17 protein-coding genes are annotated in these 17,438 nt (G+C 42.2%); 10 read left to right on the top strand and 7 right to left on the bottom strand.

Annotation, left to right across the window (positions count from 1 at the left end; genetic code table 11):
- Positions 1-62: 62 nt before the first annotated feature.
- Both K5R16_RS09915 and K5R16_RS09910 read left to right on the top strand, forming a co-directional pair.
- Positions 63-701 carry a GNAT family N-acetyltransferase gene (locus K5R16_RS09915; protein ID WP_220737400.1) on the top strand — a complete coding sequence of 213 codons (639 nt, stop codon included), beginning with the start codon at positions 63-65 and terminating at the stop codon, positions 699-701.
- Positions 694-999 carry a DUF962 domain-containing protein gene (locus K5R16_RS09910; protein ID WP_220737399.1) on the top strand — a complete coding sequence of 102 codons (306 nt, stop codon included), beginning with the start codon at positions 694-696 and terminating at the stop codon, positions 997-999. Before K5R16_RS09915 ends, K5R16_RS09910 begins: the two co-directional genes overlap by 8 nt.
- 1,600 nt (positions 1,000-2,599) lie before the next feature.
- Here K5R16_RS09910 and K5R16_RS09905 read toward each other — a convergent pair.
- The 3 genes from K5R16_RS09905 to K5R16_RS09895 form a co-directional block, all read right to left on the bottom strand.
- Positions 2,600-3,013, bottom strand: a complete 414-nt coding sequence (locus tag K5R16_RS09905; protein ID WP_220737398.1) for a hypothetical protein — start codon at positions 3,011-3,013, stop codon at positions 2,600-2,602.
- A gap of 903 nt (positions 3,014-3,916) precedes the next feature.
- Complete coding sequence (locus tag K5R16_RS09900) at positions 3,917-4,315, bottom strand: DUF3301 domain-containing protein (RefSeq protein WP_220737397.1); 399 nt, start codon at positions 4,313-4,315, stop codon at positions 3,917-3,919.
- A complete protein-coding gene (locus K5R16_RS09895; RefSeq protein WP_220737396.1) occupies positions 4,312-5,325 on the bottom strand; it encodes a DUF3549 family protein in 1,014 nt (337 codons plus the stop codon). The genes K5R16_RS09900 and K5R16_RS09895 overlap by 4 nt, the downstream gene beginning before the upstream one ends.
- Before the next feature lie 124 nt (positions 5,326-5,449).
- Between K5R16_RS09895 and K5R16_RS09890 the strand changes: the two genes are divergently transcribed.
- From K5R16_RS09890 to purU, 4 genes are all read left to right on the top strand, one after another.
- On the top strand, positions 5,450-5,791 hold the full coding sequence (locus K5R16_RS09890) for a YqcC family protein (RefSeq protein ID WP_220737395.1): 342 nt from the start codon (positions 5,450-5,452) through the stop codon (positions 5,789-5,791).
- Positions 5,788-6,624, top strand: a complete 837-nt coding sequence (gene truC, locus K5R16_RS09885; RefSeq protein ID WP_220737394.1) for a tRNA pseudouridine(65) synthase TruC — start codon at positions 5,788-5,790, stop codon at positions 6,622-6,624. Before K5R16_RS09890 ends, truC begins: the two co-directional genes overlap by 4 nt.
- A gap of 276 nt (positions 6,625-6,900) precedes the next feature.
- Positions 6,901-7,362 carry a flavodoxin gene (locus tag K5R16_RS09880; RefSeq protein WP_020913568.1) on the top strand — a complete coding sequence of 154 codons (462 nt, stop codon included), beginning with the start codon at positions 6,901-6,903 and terminating at the stop codon, positions 7,360-7,362.
- 443 nt (positions 7,363-7,805) lie between these two features.
- Positions 7,806-8,639: a formyltetrahydrofolate deformylase gene (gene purU / locus K5R16_RS09875; protein WP_220737393.1), complete on the top strand. Its 834-nt coding sequence runs from the start codon at positions 7,806-7,808 to the stop codon at positions 8,637-8,639.
- Positions 8,640-8,692: 53 nt separating this feature from the next.
- Here purU and K5R16_RS09870 read toward each other — a convergent pair whose 3' ends face one another.
- The 4 genes from K5R16_RS09870 to map all read right to left on the bottom strand — a co-directional run bounded on the left by K5R16_RS09870 (position 8,693) and on the right by map (position 13,675).
- Complete coding sequence (locus tag K5R16_RS09870; RefSeq protein ID WP_220737392.1) at positions 8,693-9,034, bottom strand: DUF3718 domain-containing protein; 342 nt, start codon at positions 9,032-9,034, stop codon at positions 8,693-8,695.
- 209 nt (positions 9,035-9,243) lie between these two features.
- A complete protein-coding gene (gene dapD / locus K5R16_RS09865) occupies positions 9,244-10,068 on the bottom strand; it encodes a 2,3,4,5-tetrahydropyridine-2,6-dicarboxylate N-succinyltransferase (protein ID WP_020913565.1) in 825 nt (274 codons plus the stop codon).
- Between the two features lie 33 nt (positions 10,069-10,101).
- Positions 10,102-12,657, bottom strand: a complete 2,556-nt coding sequence (gene glnD, locus K5R16_RS09860) for a bifunctional uridylyltransferase/uridylyl-removing protein GlnD (protein WP_220737391.1) — start codon at positions 12,655-12,657, stop codon at positions 10,102-10,104.
- Between the two features lie 217 nt (positions 12,658-12,874).
- Positions 12,875-13,675: a type I methionyl aminopeptidase gene (map, locus tag K5R16_RS09855; protein ID WP_220737390.1), complete on the bottom strand. Its 801-nt coding sequence runs from the start codon at positions 13,673-13,675 to the stop codon at positions 12,875-12,877.
- A 295-nt stretch (positions 13,676-13,970) separates the two neighbouring features.
- Between map and rpsB the strand changes: the two genes are divergently transcribed.
- From rpsB to frr, 4 genes are all read left to right on the top strand, one after another.
- Positions 13,971-14,699 (top strand): 30S ribosomal protein S2, encoded by a 729-nt coding sequence (rpsB, locus tag K5R16_RS09850; protein ID WP_220737389.1) that lies wholly within the window; start codon positions 13,971-13,973, stop codon positions 14,697-14,699.
- Positions 14,700-14,834: 135 nt separating this feature from the next.
- The gene (tsf, locus tag K5R16_RS09845; RefSeq protein WP_220737388.1) at positions 14,835-15,683 is read left to right on the top strand and encodes a translation elongation factor Ts; all 849 of its coding nucleotides are present in this window, start codon (positions 14,835-14,837) and stop codon (positions 15,681-15,683) included.
- Positions 15,684-15,831: 148 nt separating this feature from the next.
- Positions 15,832-16,560: a UMP kinase gene (gene pyrH / locus K5R16_RS09840; protein WP_220737387.1), complete on the top strand. Its 729-nt coding sequence runs from the start codon at positions 15,832-15,834 to the stop codon at positions 16,558-16,560.
- 262 nt (positions 16,561-16,822) lie between these two features.
- Positions 16,823-17,380, top strand: a complete 558-nt coding sequence (frr, locus tag K5R16_RS09835) for a ribosome recycling factor (protein WP_220737386.1) — start codon at positions 16,823-16,825, stop codon at positions 17,378-17,380.
- The last annotated feature ends 58 nt before the right edge of the window (positions 17,381-17,438 follow it).

Here is a 17,438-nt window from a genome sequence, read left to right as displayed (position 1 = left end):
ATTGCACTTTTCGTAAAGCTTGATACATTGGTATTGTGTGATCTCGATCAAGGAAAATAACAATGGAAAATCAAGCCATGGAAGAGTGCCGAGCTGTATATCTAACAGCTGAAGACTTAAGAGTCGCCGCTTCAATTCTTTATAACGCATATCACGATGACCCTTTCTTTATGGACGCTCTATATCGCAATGATACTGCACAGTATGAGCAAAAATTACGCGGTGCAATTCGTGAAGAGTTAAATGAACTGTGGCAACAAGAGCAGGGATTAATAGGTATATTTTCAGATGAACGACTCATTGGAGTTGCATGCATTGCAACTCAACAAGTAGCCCTTGGTGAGGCGCGTTACTGGCATTGGCGTTTAAAAATGCTGATTAGTGCTGGCTGGCAATCAACTCAGGCTTGGATCAAAAAAGAGCATCAGATAGTGGAAAGCTTACCAAATGCTAACTGTGGAATAATCCAATTTATTGCTGTTTCAACGAATGAGCAGGGTAAAGGCTACGGAAGCCAGCTTGTTAAAACGGTATTAAGTTGGTGTGATGAACAACCGCATCTTGATGGTATTGGTGTATTTGTTAGTGATCCTGCCCATAACAGGTTATTCGCAAGCCATGGCTTTGAAAAACTAGAGGAGCTAGCGATAGGCAACGTGGCTGGAGAGCTGATGTTCTATCGAGGCCAAAACAATGAGTAAGCGGTTTAATAGTTTTGCGGAGTTTTATCCCTTCTATCTTTCGCAGCATCAAAATAATATTTGCCGAACTCTGCATTATGTCGGTAGTTCTCTGGTTATTTTAATGCTGGCGATTGTACTCTACTCAGGCCAATGGCTACTACTTTTGTTGCTTCCAGTTATAGGTTACGGATTTGCCTGGCTCGGGCATTTTGTGTTTGAAAAAAATAGGCCTGCGACATTTGAGTACCCTTTGTATAGCTTACTGGCTGATTGGGTTATGTATTTTGCTGCTATCCGTGGAAAAATTAAACTGTGATCTCCGTTTAGTTTCTCATTGCTGTAAGAGATCTCTTACTTTACTGTGGGATATTAAATGAATTTATTGTTGATAGCCGCTCTTATTTCAAACTTATTTCATTTAAATCATACGATTACGAACAGATCTGTTTGCTACAATAATGTTACAACTTTGAAGGTTGATAGTGAACGCGCTTTTTTCGCTTAATGAGTAGATATACTTAACTTAAGAAATCGCGAGAGATACCGCTGTGGTTTTACTCGATATGAGTAGCCGTATCAGTGTCGATTGTTATATTTGGTTATAGAGTCAATAAGTATGTTAAGCCACTAACTTAAGGATAAGTTAGTTTAGTATTGGTGATGCTTGATTAGTCATCGCCACTATAGAGCTTGGTTATTAACCGTATGCTTATTAACGAGTTAGGAATTTGCAGGAAGCAACTAGGACAACCTCAGGAAGAGGAATTTAGCTTAGGATAAGCTAATAAATGGATTTTGTACCATGTGTACAAGGATATAAAGGGACTTACAAGGAAGATGCAGGATGCACGTTAAGCAAGGATGATGCAGGGAGCACATATATAGCGGGAAAGCTAAAAGAAGCTAGATCTGGGCGCACCGAAAGGTGCGCCCTTTCTTTTAGTTAAACATATGGTTTGATGATTTGCTCGGTTCCATGTGAGAGATCTCTTACAGCCTCGTGCGAAATAAGGGCTTTAAGTTGCCGTTATTTAGCATACTTGATAGGAATTGATGTATTAATCAGGCACTTAGCGTTTATTGTTGGTGTGTATCCAATGTGAACGAATGTTAAATTACCGATCGTTAGCTAACATTTGTTCGATTTTGAATTATTATTTGATTGTGCAAGGACGCATGTGGAAAGGATTCACAGATTAGGAAGATCTAAAAAGTGACGAAGGATTCGCACTTAATATGGATAACTATCATGGACGGGCTTTCAAGGAATGATTGCCATAACGACCAAGGAGCGGTTAAACAATCCAGGATGGAAGGTTTACTACCTCGGAAGGTAGGATGCTACGGATAGTTAATGAATGGACTCTTAAGGATGATGTAGGACACGCTTAGGATGAGCAAGCTTAGTAAATGGATTACTAAGGTATAGGGATGAGTATCGAAAGATACAAGGAAAAAAGGATACATGGATGGGCAGGGAGCCAAGTTACGCATGGATGGTGCAAGGAGCATAAAATAGCAGGATGAGCTTACAAAGAGATAGGCGAAGGCGCGTCCCCTCAGGGGCCGCGCTTTTTCTTTGGCTATGATTCAATAATCGATGCTGGATTTACCCTTTACTCATCAATCGAGTGCTATTCAGCTGCATTGAGCCTTTGCAAGTCGCCGTGAATATATCCCTATAGGCTCTGCTAAATCATCGATGATTTAGAAGCTTGCACAGCCCAACACAGATGAATAACTGGCAAACTCATTTTAATGATTAACTCGTTATTGGACAAAACCTTGTTAGAGTTAAAGCGCTTGGGGTGTTGAGTTTCATTAGGGAAAGTATGGCAAACGGATATGCGGTAACGCCTCGTTAAGAGGCAAATAATTGTTGGCTAAAATAAGCGACGCGGGAGCAAAACCAACTGTTATTTGACCTGCTTTAACGACTTGTTAGAAGACGCTAGTTCAGTAATCATTGGAGGCTCATGAGCGAGAACGGATACGCACTCATTTAAACCAATAATAAGGTATTCATGTGGTTCATAAAGCTTACCTGTTACGAAGTGATCTCGCGTTTTCTCTAGGGAGTTCCAGCCACCTTCGATAACTTCAAAACACCAACCTTTAGTTAAGTCGCACTCAGACCAAAACTCACCTAAGTCACCTTCATCAAGAACTCTAAAGCCCCATGAGGCATCAAAATTGGCTTTGATTTTCCAATTCTTTGACTCAACAATAATATCTAACCCTTTATCTGACAATTTAACTTCATCAACTATCGTGCAGCGGTCTGATTTATATGGTGATTCAATTAATACCACCTTAGGTTCATATATCATCGTAGTCTTCTAACAGCTTATTCATTAGTCGCTCGATAACGTTCTTAGCAACTCGTTAACTTTTTAACAAACTATCACTGCTAAGGCATTGCTGTAAATAGATAATTTCTAAGTTCAGGCTACATAAACTGCCTTATTGAGTGAGGAGAAAGAGAGCCTAGGGTGTTCAATGGGTCCGTGTATCACTTTTTTATATTTTCCATCAGTATGATTTTTATAGGTTTTGTGAATAATTAAAAAATTATCGATGCCTAGCAGGACAGTTTTTGGCATCTTTATTTACGCCATAATGGGTGTTTTCCCCCACTTTTATTTATACTTGTGTAAATATCCAGCTTTATTTCAGACTACATGAGAATACGTAATCCACGTTTAACTTAAAGTTAACTAACTTTGGGGCAAAAGTTAGTTTCAAAAACTTACAGAACACACTAATCCCCATCGGAGTTGCCGAAGTACGTTGAAGAAATAATCGTAGTGCCCACACGGATGTGGGTATAGCTTTCGCGGGACAGGATGTCCCATCGGAAGCGCTAGGTGATTTCAAATAAGTACGAGGGAGACAACTTCGCCTGGGGCGCTGGGGGATTGTCAAGGGGCGCAAGCGCTTTGCCCCTTGGCTCGGGTGTGGGCGAAGCGCCACGACTTAGGTCAAGCGTAGCTTGATAAAACTAATAGAGGGTCAACTAACTTTGTGGAAAAAGTGAGTTACAAAACTAACAGAAAACGCCAATTCCCCCGTCGGAGCGCCTAACTCATTGAAGAGAAATCGTATCAGCGCGGTATGTGGGCCAATATTCATCAGAAATAAAAAGAGCCAGTATCGCTACTGGCTCATATAAAAGGATATGTGATAAACCAAATGCTAAAGCATTTAATGGTTAGCAACCCCTTGTTGTAGGGTTACTTACAACCACCTGAACTGCAATTACTCTTACCGCGTCCACCACCGCAACCACCGCCAACGGAACCGCGGGACTCTGGCGCATCGTGCCACTCTGGCTCAGGGAAAATAGGCCACTGCACTTTTTGAATTTTCTTGCCATGCATCCATAAGCTGCCACTGTATTGGTTAATACCATCGGTGCTGAATTCAAATAGGTATTTTACTTTCCAAGTCAGCCCGGTGCTGCCACCAAGACTTGGCTTTGCGGTTTCTTGTGCAATCGCTAACAATTGTACTTTCTGTTTTTGGCACTCTTTAGTCGCAAACATACGGCTCATTTCAGCCATCTGTCTTAACTGCCAAAAAAATGCAGCGATAACCACTACCGCTACGATTAATAAGAAATCTGTCATCATGCTTTCATTACCTTAAATAGGCCGCCAATAGCTGCAGAAAGTTCTGCACTTCGGTTCGGGTTTCGCAGTTGAGTAAGCAGTTGCGTGCGAATTAATGGTATAGCCACAATATCAGCAAAAATCTGGTTAAAGAAGTGTTGTTCTTGTTTCGCAAGCGCTTCTAGATAGATACTGAGAGTTTGCTCATCTTTTAATGCAGACCAGTTACGTGCTGCAATGGTGATCAATAGGTCGGCAGACAAGCCTTCGATAGAATCTAGATGTGCAATCGCTTTTTGACTTTGCTCTGTATGTGAAGCAAGAGCTCTTAACAGATAAGCTTGTTGCTCTGTTGATACTGCAATAAGCTTATCAAACACGAGGGCGGCGAGACTATCGTCGATATTGAGATGTTCTAGGCACTGACACATCGCTACTTGCACTTCGGTTGCTGCATTTTCAAAACTGGCATTGATATGCTGTTGATGGTCAAGTTCATTAGCTCTTACGCAAACATCAGCAATCCCCTGCATACCTATGTTTTGCCATTGGTCTGTAGGATGTTGCCCTGACATATATTGGTAGGCAAACTCATATTGTGCTGATGCTTTTTCGCCAAGTTGTTTGCGCACTAATGCGTTAAATACGGCTAATTTTTCTTGAGTAGGCTTAAAGTTAAATGGATGGTTTGCCAGTTGCTCTTGCTGTTGCTCTGTTAGAGGTTGAGTTGGATCTCTGCCTAAGGCTTCAATGATCATCTTGATGAACTGTAATCTTGGCGCTGGTGAAAGCAAACCGCGCTCATCCAATGCTAACTTAATGAACCAAATGTAATGCTGTTGGCTGGCATCCCAAAATACGATAGCAAACTGTGCATGGCCTTGAATGGGGGAGGGGTACGGCGTGAGCAGTTCCTCTATCTGGTGAAAAGCCATCATATCGATATGTTGTACTCTACGGCCCAAATCATAAACTTGGAACTGAGTGTTAGCGGTTTTTAAGAATTGGCTGAGGGTCGTTATTTCTGTCATATCGTTATCGAGTGTCGGTGAATTAGGGCGTATTATAGGGATAAGTCGACCTAGATGGTATCATCGCGAGCTAAATTTCCTATGCTAGGCATAGCCCCGTACACATTTCTGTGGAGCCTTATCTGTGATAACGGTTAAAACACGAGAGTTGTTAGTCGCATTAGAGGCGGAATTAGCAGCGCAAAACTTATTGAGCATTGAGTCACCAACAAAAGAAGCTTTGGCTAGTAGCGCTCCTTTTGCATGTGATTTGATGCCATTTGAGCAGTGGTTACAGTTTATTTTTTTACCCAAGATGCACACTATGCTCGACAGTGACTTACCGCTGCCAAATGCAATATCCATTGCACCAATGGCGCAGCATATTTGGCAACGCGAAACGAAGTACCAAACGTTAATTGGTGTAATCCAGGCTATAGACTCCTTGCTAAGCAGTAACGGCGTGACAAAAGAGATTATTGAATGACTGATGAAACAAAACAAACAGTTGATAGCGAAACGGTTGCAGAGCAACTGCTAACGGAAGAGGTTGCTCCTCATATCGAGATTTTGTTTGAAGATGACGATGTTGTTGCTATTCATAAGCCAGCAGGCCTGCTGGTTCATAGAAGCTACTTGGCGAGGCGAGAGCGCTTTTTCGCGATGCAATTAACTCGTGACAAAGTTGGCTGTCATGTGTTCCCTGTGCACCGTCTAGACAGACCGACTTCTGGTATTTTGTTATTTGCCAAAAGCAGTGAAATGGCAAATGCTCTGTGTGAGCAGTTCGCCTCTCACTCGATTGATAAAGAGTACCTTGCGATAGTGCGTGGCAATATGCATGACGCCGCGACATTGGACTATGCTCTTAAAGAGGAGTTGGATGATGTAGCGGATAAAGATGTTGATCCTAATAAGGCGGCTCAGGATGCTGTGACTTCTTATAAACCGCTACTTAACAGCGAAATACCTTATGCATCTGGGCGCTATGCAACCAGTCGTTACGCGCTAGTGCATCTATCACCACATACTGGCCGCAAGCATCAACTTCGTCGCCATATGGCGCACCTTCGTCATCCAATTCTTGGCGACACAACCCATGGTGATGGTAAGCAAAATAAATTCTTTAGAGAACACTTTGGCATAAACAGACTGTGGCTAATTGCTAAAAAACTCAGCTTTAATCACCCAAGAACAGGTGAAAGAGTCGCGGTTGAAACCGAACTTGAGCAAGAGTGGCTCACCTTGTTCGATGAGCTTGGTTGGAATGACGAAGCGCTGTCGGGATCCAACAACGCTATTCAAATTGCTGCTGACTAAGAAAGTGCTTTAGAGGAGTCAGTTAATTTACTGGTATTAATCTGCAAGCTGTCATTGGTTGTTACTGAAGATTTTAAGCACTGTACCGTGTGGAAATAGCACATCCTTCTGATGTGTGCTGAACGATTGAGATGTTTTCGGTGCTTTTGCCTGCAAGAGTGTTTCATTACGGCTGATCCTCATACATTGACTTTTAATTGCGGCAGGGCTTGCGGCAATGTTCATCGATACAGTATGTTAAGGATATAACTAAATGACTTTTAGGCGAAGTAAAACATGAAAAAAGTGAATCTAGTTTTTGGAACAGTTTACGGTGGTGCGCAATACGTTGCTGAAACACTGCAACAGGCTTTAATTGATTTAGGACGAGAAGCTGTTTTATATCAAAGTGATGAGCTTGTCGGCTTTGTACCGCCTCAGGATGAGCTGCTGTTAATGGTATGTTCTACCACAGGGCAGGGCGATCTACCTGATGATATTCAATCATGGTTTTATGATATGCAGTCAAAAGCGCCTTATCTGCCGGAGCTCAAATTCGGTATTATTGGTCTAGGTGATTCCAGCTATGAAACGTTTTGTGGGGCTGCAGAGCAGTTAGCGAGCTTATTTGAAGAGTTGGGCGCTAAACGCTTAGGCGATTTTTTAAAAATCGATGCCGGCGAGACGATGGAGCCGGAAGTCGAAGCATTAGCATGGTTACCAAGTTGGAACGCGCTTGATAACGAATTGGCAGCCTAAGTGTGTATATTTGAGGCTGAGTAGAGCGATATTCAGCCTCATTACTGTCATGACAACGGGTTTTCGATTTGCAGCTATAAAATACAATTGCCGCATTCGGTTCATGCGCTTAATATCATTCTCTGTATATTTAGCGCGTTAATCTTGCACAATCTTAGCCAAATTATACTTCTATCGTTTTGTTTTAATGGCACAAGACGTCTATATAGATAACCTCCCTTTATTCCCTTTATTCCCTTTATTTAGGTTATAGAACCAAAATTTATGTGAAATCATCACTTAAGTCTAACTTGTGTTGAAGAATCTTTACTTTGCTAACGGTTTATAGGGATAACGGCTTAATCTAGGTTGCCTCGACTGTTTAAGCCTCTTAATGTTGAGCTTGATTCATGTCTTTAATGGCGTGATTGTTTTTAGCAATTCAAATGATAGTGAGAATGTATATGCAACGAAAGGTGTTGATTATTGACTGCGCTGATGCGCCAGGCCTTATTACCAAAATCACGGCTGCGTGTTTTGAGCATGGACTTAATATCATTAAGAATAGCGAGTTTGTGGATAACTGCGAAGGCCGATTTTTTATGCGTACTGAGCTGGAAGGTTATTTTGAGCCTGCTCGCCTATTGGAGCAGTTACAAGCTGTACTGCCAGTGAAGAACCATACCAAATTAGTTGATGTGGGAAAGAAGCGTATTGTGGTGCTAGTGACTAAAGAAGCACATTGTATTGGCGACCTATTAATTAAATCTTATTCGGGGGCTCTTGATGTTGAGATTGCAGCCGTCGTGGGCAACTATGATGTGCTTGCCGCTCTTACTGAGAAATTTGATGTACCATTTCATCATATTGACCATCAAGGTTTAAATCGCGCTGAGCACGAACAAGCAATGCTTAAAGTGATAGCGGCTTATGAACCTGATTACTTAGTGCTGGCAAAATTTATGCGGATTTTAACACCTGAATTTGTCAGCCATTACTCCGATAGAATTATTAATATACATCACTCATTTTTACCGGCTTTTATCGGGGCGTCGCCCTATCGACAAGCTTGGGAACGTGGGGTTAAAATTATTGGCGCGACGGCTCACTTTGTGACTAATTCGCTAGATGAAGGCCCAATTATTAAGCAAGACGTTATTCCTGTTGATCACAGTTATAGCGTGGAAGCATTGTCTAAGTGTGGCCGAGATGTTGAGAAAAGTGTGTTAAGCAAGGCTTTGCAATTGGTGATTAACGAAGATGTCGTTGTTTATGGCAATAAGACCGTCGTTTTTTAAATCGCGCGATCAAAAAAGAGGCTTGAGGCCTCTTTTTATTTAAGCAAATAAGACTAATAATTCACAACATAAAAATCGCTGTCTTGTTCAGTTTGTGCAATATCTTTAATGGTCACAGTACCTCTAGCGTAAGGGGCTATTTTTGCCGCTGTTTTATCTGCGCCTGCATTAAGGGCAAAGTTGTAGAATGATTCACCATTACAAACCAATCTTGGGAATATTCGGCTTTTGTTAATACGGTAACTTTTCATTGTATTATTGAACCGATAATTACTGTTACTTGCGCCCGCTTTACACACTGATATGAGTGCTGTTTCCATTTGAGGCGTCATTGCTGCACTTGCGCTAAATGTCATTGCTAGCGCGGCACCTGCTATTACGAGTGTTTTGAACATGTCCTGCTCCTACTCTTCCATTGGGATTCATCATTGAGTAAAGCGCATGACAGACAAATGATTGTAACGATTGTGTAGCGAACTGTATCAAGGTGTGGAGTTGGGATCATTGTATGACTGAGGGTAACAAAATGTGTCAATTTGGGCATTTTTATCGCGCAAAAAAAATCCCACTTAATAGTGGGATTTTTAATTAGCCAAAAAGTAGATTAATCAACAATGCGCAATAGCTCATTGATGCCTACTTTCCCGCGTGTCTTAGCATCAACTTTCTTTACGATGATTGCTGCGTACAAGCTGTATGTGCCGCACTTTGACGGTAAGTTACCAGATACAACCACAGAGCCTGCTGGAACGCGACCGTAATGAACTTCACCAGTCTCACGATCAAAAATACGCGTACTCTGGCCGATGTATACGCCCATTGAAATAACACTGCCTTCTTCAACAACTACGCCTTCAACAATTTCTGAACGCGCGCCGATGAAACAGTTGTCTTCAATAATCGTTGGGCCAGCTTGTAATGGCTCAAGAACACCACCAATGCCGACACCGCCTGATAAGTGTACATTTTTACCAATTTGAGCACATGAACCGACTGTAGCCCAAGTGTCAACCATAGAGCCTTCATCAACAAAAGCACCAAGGTTTACATAAGATGGCATTAACACGGTATTTCTGCCGATGTATGAGCCTTTGCGCACTGCTGCTGGTGGTACAACTCGAATCGCTTCTTCTCTAAAGCGAGCATCATCATAGTCAGCAAACTTCATTGGCACTTTATCGAAGTATTTGGTTTCGCCGCCGTCGATTACACCGTTATCGAAGATTCGGAATGAGAGTAGCACAGCTTTTTTTAGCCACTGGTGAACATGCCATTCGCCGTCAATTTTCTCTGCGACTCTTGCTTCGCCTTTATCTAGCATTGCAATGACATTTTCTACATCTGCACGAACACTTGGTTCTACTGATGTTGGGCTGATCTCTGCGCGAGCTTCAAAAGCCGCCTCTATACGTTGGCGTAAAGCCTCCATTAACTTCTCCTGGTATTTTGGTTATCAATATATCTAAAGTGCACTCGTGAGTGCTATTCGTAATTTTTTCTGTTGCGTTTCATTTAACTGTTCGCCATCGGTTGTTTGCAACAGAAAGAAATCTTCTGCTCGCTCACCAATGGTGGTGATCTTTGCTGCCAGCAGTCTAACCTCGCATCGAAACAATACTTCACCTATTCTCGCGAGTAACCCTGGTGCATCTAATGCAATGAGTTCCATCATACTTGTACCATGACGGCGGGTAGGAGGGAAACTGACTTGAGTGGCTACTTTAAAAGGTTTCATCTTTCTTGAAAGATTTCTAAATTTTGGCAACTTTGGCGTATCACTACTCAGCGCTTTAATTAACGTTTTTTTGATCCCTTGGATCCGCGATAGCTGAGATACTGGCATGCCATCTTGTTCTAAAATAACAAAAGAGTCTAGTGCGTAGTTGTCTTTAGAGTTCATGATTGTTGCGTCATGCACATTGATATTCTTGTTATCTAGAATCGCCATCACAGTGGCAAATAGCTTTGGTTTGTCCTTACCGTATATAAACAGCTCTGTTCCGCCTCTGGTGGTATGTTTAGATATTAGCACCAAGGTTTCATCATGCTTATGTTTTATTATTGCTTCAGCATGCCAGGCTATTTGATTTGGTTGATGGCGCAAAAAGTAGTCTGCTTTAAAGCGTTGCCATAATAGATCTAAATCTTTCTCTTTTATGCCACGACGCAAAAGCTCTTTTTTAGCTTTAGCCTGATGTTCGCGGACTCGACCTCTGATATCGACAGGCTTCTCTTTGCCTCTTGCTAATACTCGCTGAGTGCCAAAATAAAGGTCGCGAAGTAATGAGCCTTTCCAACTATTCCAGGTTTTCTCATTAGTGGCGCATATGTCGGCTACTGTGAGACAGTACAGGTAACTGAGGTGAACCGCATCACGCACTTTTGCGGCGAAATCGCCGATGACATCAGGATCTGAAATATCGCGTCTTTGAGCGGTTACCGACATAACAAGGTGGTGCTCAACAAGCCAACTAACCAATCGACCATCATGATCATTTAAGCCATGTAGTTTACAGAATTCAAGCGCGTCAACGGCGCCAAGCTTACTGTGGTCGCCGCCTCTACCTTTGCCGATATCATGAAAGATCGCAGCAAGCACTAATAGTCCCTTTTTAGGTAACTGATTGATCAGTACTGAGCCAAGTGGGAATTCCTCTTTTTGCTCTGGTTGGGAAAAGCGTTCAATATTGAGTAATAGCCTATGAGTATGTTCATCGACGGTATAGGCATGGAAAAGATCAAATTGCATTTGACCTTCAATATTTCTCCAAGCGGGCAGGTAGGCCGATAAAATGCCATGTTTATGCATCAGTGACAGTGCAACAATGCCACGAGGGTGACGTAAGATCTCCATAAAAATCTTGCGGCACTGTTCATTGAACATTAAGGCTTGAGTTTGGGCTCTTCTCGCTTGTCTCAAACTACGCAGTGTGACTGCATAAATGGCTTTGACATTTGAATTTTTGGCAACACAAAGAAACAGTTTTAGAATGTTCTCAGGGCTATCAAATAGCGCTGGCTGAAGGCTTTCTATGAATTTTCCACATCGCTGAAATTGCTCATCTATCGGCACAACTTCCAAGGCTTTTATATGGCCTAATGTTGCGCGCTTAAAGAGCTGCAATAACATCTGATTAAGCTCCATGACTCGCCTTACGGTGCGGTAATAGCGTTTCATCATCTGCTCTACAGCGAGCTGAGTTTGATCTTCATAACCCATTAAGTCGGCGACTTGCCGCTGTAGGTCAAACAGTAGTCGATTTTCATCTCTGCCAGAAATTAAATGTAAGCTACAACGTAATTGCCATAAAAAATCTTGGCATTCGAGTAACTCATCCAGTTCATGTGGCTCTAGAAAGTCGTAAACAACCAAATCTTCTAACTTATTAGCATTGAAATGACGCATAGCGACCCAAGCTATGGTCTGAATATCTCGGAGGCCACCTGGGCAGCTTTTCAAGTTGGGTTCTAAATCGAAGGCGTTAGCTCTTGCGTGCCGAGTAATCTGCTCATCACGTTTAGCGACATAAAAGTCACTGCTCGGCCAAAACTCGTCTTGGCGGATATTGTAGTAAAGCGTGCTATAAAGCGCTTGAGGGCCACAAAGTAAGCGAGATTCAAGTAAGTTTGTAGCAACAGTAATATCACTGCGCCCTTGAGCCATGGTTTCATCAATAGAGCGAACACTGTGACCGACCTCGAGACCAGCATCCCAAATAAAGGTAATGAACTTTCCCAGCGCTTGCTCTGCTTGCGCGGTTAATTCTCCGTCAGTAAGAAACAGTAAATCGACATCAGATTGCGGGTGTAACTCCCCACGACCATAGCCGCCAACAGCAACCAGTGCGATAGCGAATTGTTGTAGACCATGGAAGACCCACTCTTTTTGTAATAGTGCATCTACATGCTGACAGCGTTCGCTGACGATCGCACGAATATCAGATTGACTATTAAAAGAGTCTAGCAATGTGCTGTTTAAGTCGATAAGAACACTTTTTGCTGTTTGGGCACTGTTCATCAATATTTTCTTTAATGCGCTTTATTGGGAGAGTCTAATGATTATCTATGCAAAAAAAACAAATTAGAAGTGCTTTATCGCTATAAATAATATCGGGATGACAAACAATTGACTGGAAACGGAGTTTTGTAAGCTAAGTGCTTAACTTATCTGTGGATGGGAAGTCGTTAGCACAAAAAAGGCGTGATAAATCACGCCTTTTAACCTGCATCAATGCTTAATGATTGATGATACGTGGAAGATCTTTTTCCTCTTCACGTAGCGTTAGCACTTCAACGCCTGTTTTGGTGACTAACAAAGTATGCTCCCATTGGGCTGAATTCTTGCCGTCTGAGGTGGTAACCGTCCAGTTATCATTTTTATCAAGCACACTGGTGTGACGACCAGCATTGATCATAGGCTCAATGGTAAAGCACATACCGGCACGCAGCACAGTTTTGTCATTGTTTTTATAATGCATCACTTGTGGCTCTTCATGGAATACAGCGCCAATACCGTGACCGCAATAATCTGTGACGATGCTGTATTTCTCTAGACCGGTCTTCTTAGATTTAATGAACTTTTCGATTAAGGTACCAATTTCACCAAGTTTCATACCTGGGCGGACTTTCTTGATACTGGCATACAGACTTTCTTGGGCGATACGACAAAGGCGAGCATTCTTAGGGCTAACCTCACCGATTAGGAACATTTTAGAGGTATCGCCGTGGTAACCATCAAGGATCACCGTAATATCGATGTTGATGATATCGCCATCAACAAGTGGCTTATCATTTGGGATACCATGACAAATAACATCATTTACAGAGGTACAGATAGATTTTGGAAAGCCATGATAATCAAGAGGAGCCGAGATCGCGCCGTTATCTTCTGTAAATTTGGCACATATGTCATTTAGCTCATTGGTGGTGACACCCGCTTTTACGTGAGGAGCAATCATTTCTAGAACCTGGGCTGCCAATTTACCTGCAGCGCGCATTTTTTCAATCTCTTCTGCCGTCTTAATTACAATACTCATTCAACTGTCTCTTCTGTCTTTAGATTTGCTGTCTTTCAATAAAGGCTATTATGCCCTAAAACGACGTAAATATTTGTGCTTTTTTTCAAAATATGGTATAAAGCGCGCCGTTATGTTTGACTCTTGTTGTTCGACCTTCGGTAGAGCGACAGCGTTAATATGGCGGCCATTATACATGGCTAATTGAAAATACTAAATCACACACATATCGACACATTCTTCGGGGTGCCCCTAACCGGGTCGAAGATATGGGATATGTGGAGGTCTAACCCCCTAATTATTTAAGGTAAATAAAATGACTACAGTTTCAATGCGCGACATGCTACAAGCCGGTGTTCACTTCGGTCACCAAACTCGTTACTGGAACCCAAAGATGAAGCCATTCATCTTCGGCGCACGTAACGGCGTTCATATCATTAACCTAGAGCACACTGTGCCTATGTTCAATGAAGCATTAGCGTTCATCAGCAACATCGCTTCTAAAAAAGGTAAGGTTCTTTTCGTTGGTACTAAGCGTGCTGCGAGCGAAGCTATCAAAGAAGCTGCTGTTTCTTGTGACCAGTTCTACGTAGATCACCGTTGGTTAGGTGGTATGTTGACTAACTGGAAAACAGTTCGTCAATCAATTAAGCGTCTTAAAGATCTTGAAAGCCAGTCTATCGACGGTACTTTCGACAAGCTTACTAAGAAAGAAGCGCTTATGCGTACTCGTGAACTTGAGAAACTAGAAAAGTCTCTTGGTGGTATCAAGAACATGGCTGGTCTTCCAGACGTGATCTTCGTAATCGGTGCTGACCACGAGCATATTGCTATTAAAGAAGCTAACAACCTAGGTATTCCTGTTGTTGCTGTTGTTGATACAAACTCTTCTCCAGACGGTATCAACTACATCATTCCTGGTAATGATGATGCTATGCGTTCTATCCGTCTTTACACTGAGTCTGTTGCTACTGCTGCTAAATCTGGTCGTAACCAAGATCTAGCTGTTCAAGCTGAGCAAGACGGTTTCGTAGAAGCTGAATAATAAGTTTGATGGTTTTTTCCATCTCCCTTATTAACCAAGATACATGATTGGTGAGCAGGGGCTATTTCATCTAAGGTGATTTGCCCCTGTTCTATATCTATTGAATTTGAAGAATTATCTGTAGAGGATTTAACAATGGCAATTACTGCTGCCCAAGTTAAAGAACTTCGTGACCGCACTGGCGCTGGCATGATGGACTGTAAGAAAGCTTTGACCGAAACTAACGGTGACATCGAGCTTGCAATTGACAACATGCGTAAGAGCGGTGCTGCAAAAGCTGCTAAAAAAGCGGGTAATATCGCTGCTGAAGGCGCAATCCTTATTAAGAATGGCGAAGGTTTCGCTGCTCTATTAGAAGTTAACTGTCAAACTGACTTCGTTGCAAAAGATGCTAACTTCTTAGCGTTTGCAAACTCAGTACTTGAGGTTGCTTCTGCATCTAAAGTGACTATCGAAGATCTTAAAGCACAGTTCGAAGAAACTCGTGTTGCACTTGTTACTAAGATTGGTGAAAACATCAACGTTCGTCGCGTTGAATACATCGATGGTGCAAACCTAGCTCAGTACCGTCACGGTGAGCGTATTGGTGTTGTTGTTGCTGGTGAAGCTGACGAAGAAACACTTAAGCACGTTGCAATGCACGTTGCTGCTTCTAAGCCTGAATTCGTTAACCCTGAAGATGTTCCTGCTGATCTTGTTGCAAAAGAAGAAGCACTTCAGATCGAAATCGCTATGAACGAAGGCAAGCCTGAAGAGATTGCTAAGAAGATGGTTCTTGGTCGTATGAAGAAGTTTACTGGTGAGATCTCTCTTACTGGCCAAGCTTACATCATGGAACCAAAGAAAACTGTTGGCGCTATTCTTAAAGAGAAAGGTGCTTCAGTTTCTAACTTCATCCGTTTAGAAGTTGGTGAAGGTATCGCGAAGAAAGAAGAAGATTTTGCTGCTGAAGTAGCTGCACAAATCGCTGCTACTAAAGGTTAATCTCCTTTTTTAGCCAACTTAAGACCGTAGCTATTGCTGCGGTCTTATTGTATTTACTGAAATAAGTTTATGATGTGTGAGACTAAAATTACATCGTGAGGTTATTTGAGTATACAATTCCCTAAAGCCATTATCAGGAATAATAAATATGAGTACCAATCCTAAACCTGCTTATCGCCGTGTTCTTTTAAAACTAAGTGGCGAAGCCCTAATGGGTGAAGAAGGCTTCGGCATCGACCCTAAAGTGCTTGATCGTATGGGTCAGGAGATCAAAGAGTTAGTTGAACTCGGTATTCAAGTCGGTGTTGTCATTGGTGGTGGTAACCTGTTTCGCGGTGAAGGTTTAGCGCAAGCGGGTATGAATCGTGTTGTTGGTGACCATATGGGGATGCTTGCAACTGTGATGAATGGTTTGGCAATGCGTGACTCATTGCACCGTGCATATGTAAACGCACGCTTAATGTCAGCTATACCGCTTAAAGGCGTTTGTGATGACTACAACTGGGCGGAGGCAATCAGTTTGCTAAAGTCTGGTCGTGTTGTTATTTTTGCTGCGGGTACAGGTAACCCTTTCTGTACTACAGATTCTGCAGCCTGTTTACGCGGTATCGAAATTGAAGCTGAAATCGTGATTAAAGGCACTAAGGTTGATGGCGTTTACTCTGATGATCCAGTTAAAAATCCTGAAGCGGTCAAGTACGATCAAATGGTTTACAACGAAGTCTTAGACAAAGAACTTAAAGTCATGGATTTGGCTGCATTTACCTTGGCTAGAGATCATAATATGCCATTACTGGTTTTTAACATGAATAAACCTGGTGCATTGCGCCGCGTTATTATGGGTGAGCCAGAAGGGACGTTAATTAACGCTGGTTAATTACCTTTACAGTGATAGCTGATGTTGTTTGTTATAACAGCAACTGAAACAAAATGTACCAATGTCGAGCTCGACTGAGTTTTACTCTGTATCAGAAGATGCTAGCCTAAAAGTCATTGGTACTGCGCAGGACGTGAGAGCAAGATAATCAGATGTTTTATGCGTTTAGATTATACTCTTAATTTGCCTCGCTTCTGTGCAAAATGAATTCAATAGGCCCTAAAGGGCAACTAGCTCCTAGTGACTTAAAAGGACATATAAAGTGATAAACGAAATTAAAACAGATGCGCAAACACGCATGGATAAATGTGTAGAGTCAACTAAATCTCAAATGGCTAAAGTGCGTACAGGCCGTGCACACCCAAGCCTACTTGATACCATTCAGGTGCCATACTACGGCTCTTTGACTCCATTAAAGCAGGTTGCTAGTGTTTCAATTGGTGATGCTCGCACACTAAATGTGTCAGTTTTTGACCGCACAATGATTGCAGCAGTTGAAAAAGCGATCATGAGTTCAGACCTTGGCTTGAACCCTATGTCTGCGGGTGCAACAATTCGTATTCCTCTTCCAGCACTAACTGAAGAGCGTCGTAAAGACCTTATTAAAGTCGTTCGCGCTGAAGCTGAGAATGGCCGAATTGCTGTTCGAAATGTACGTCGTGATGCTAACTCAGATGTTAAAGCGCTTGAGAAAGAGAAAGAGTGTACTGAAGATGACGTTCGTCGCAGCGAAGATGAAGTGCAGAAGTTTACCGATGCGCACATCAAGAAGATTGATGAAATTCTAGCAGCAAAAGAAAAGGAATTGATGGAGTTCTAATTTTAGACACCATCAGTGTTTATAGCGAATTCTTAAAATGTGCAGTCGGTTATTGCTC

It is taken from the genome of Shewanella sp. c952 (assembly GCF_019654975.1).
Lineage (GTDB): Bacteria > Pseudomonadota > Gammaproteobacteria > Enterobacterales > Shewanellaceae > Shewanella.
This window is presented reverse-complemented; position numbering and strand designations above follow the sequence as displayed.

Excerpts from the sequence above, each read along its gene's own strand:
- K5R16_RS09900 (WP_220737397.1), bottom strand. The coding sequence starts at position 4,315 with ATGATGACAGATTTCTTATTAATCGTAGCGGTAGTGGTTATCGCTGCA.
- K5R16_RS09870 (WP_220737392.1), bottom strand. The coding sequence starts at position 9,034 with ATGTTCAAAACACTCGTAATAGCAGGTGCCGCGCTAGCAATGACATTT.
- dapD (WP_020913565.1), bottom strand. The coding sequence starts at position 10,068 with ATGGAGGCTTTACGCCAACGTATAGAGGCGGCTTTTGAAGCTCGCGCA.
- truC (WP_220737394.1), top strand. The coding sequence starts at position 5,788 with ATGACTGATGAAACAAAACAAACAGTTGATAGCGAAACGGTTGCAGAG.
- K5R16_RS09880 (WP_020913568.1), top strand. The coding sequence starts at position 6,901 with ATGAAAAAAGTGAATCTAGTTTTTGGAACAGTTTACGGTGGTGCGCAA.
- pyrH (WP_220737387.1), top strand. The coding sequence starts at position 15,832 with ATGAGTACCAATCCTAAACCTGCTTATCGCCGTGTTCTTTTAAAACTA.
- K5R16_RS09910 (WP_220737399.1), top strand. The coding sequence starts at position 694 with ATGAGTAAGCGGTTTAATAGTTTTGCGGAGTTTTATCCCTTCTATCTT.
- purU (WP_220737393.1), top strand. The coding sequence starts at position 7,806 with ATGCAACGAAAGGTGTTGATTATTGACTGCGCTGATGCGCCAGGCCTT.
- map (WP_220737390.1), bottom strand. The coding sequence starts at position 13,675 with ATGAGTATTGTAATTAAGACGGCAGAAGAGATTGAAAAAATGCGCGCT.
- rpsB (WP_220737389.1), top strand. The coding sequence starts at position 13,971 with ATGACTACAGTTTCAATGCGCGACATGCTACAAGCCGGTGTTCACTTC.
- K5R16_RS09905 (WP_220737398.1), bottom strand. The coding sequence starts at position 3,013 with ATGATATATGAACCTAAGGTGGTATTAATTGAATCACCATATAAATCA.
- glnD (WP_220737391.1), bottom strand. The coding sequence starts at position 12,657 with ATGAACAGTGCCCAAACAGCAAAAAGTGTTCTTATCGACTTAAACAGC.
- K5R16_RS09895 (WP_220737396.1), bottom strand. The coding sequence starts at position 5,325 with ATGACAGAAATAACGACCCTCAGCCAATTCTTAAAAACCGCTAACACT.
- tsf (WP_220737388.1), top strand. The coding sequence starts at position 14,835 with ATGGCAATTACTGCTGCCCAAGTTAAAGAACTTCGTGACCGCACTGGC.
- K5R16_RS09915 (WP_220737400.1), top strand. The coding sequence starts at position 63 with ATGGAAAATCAAGCCATGGAAGAGTGCCGAGCTGTATATCTAACAGCT.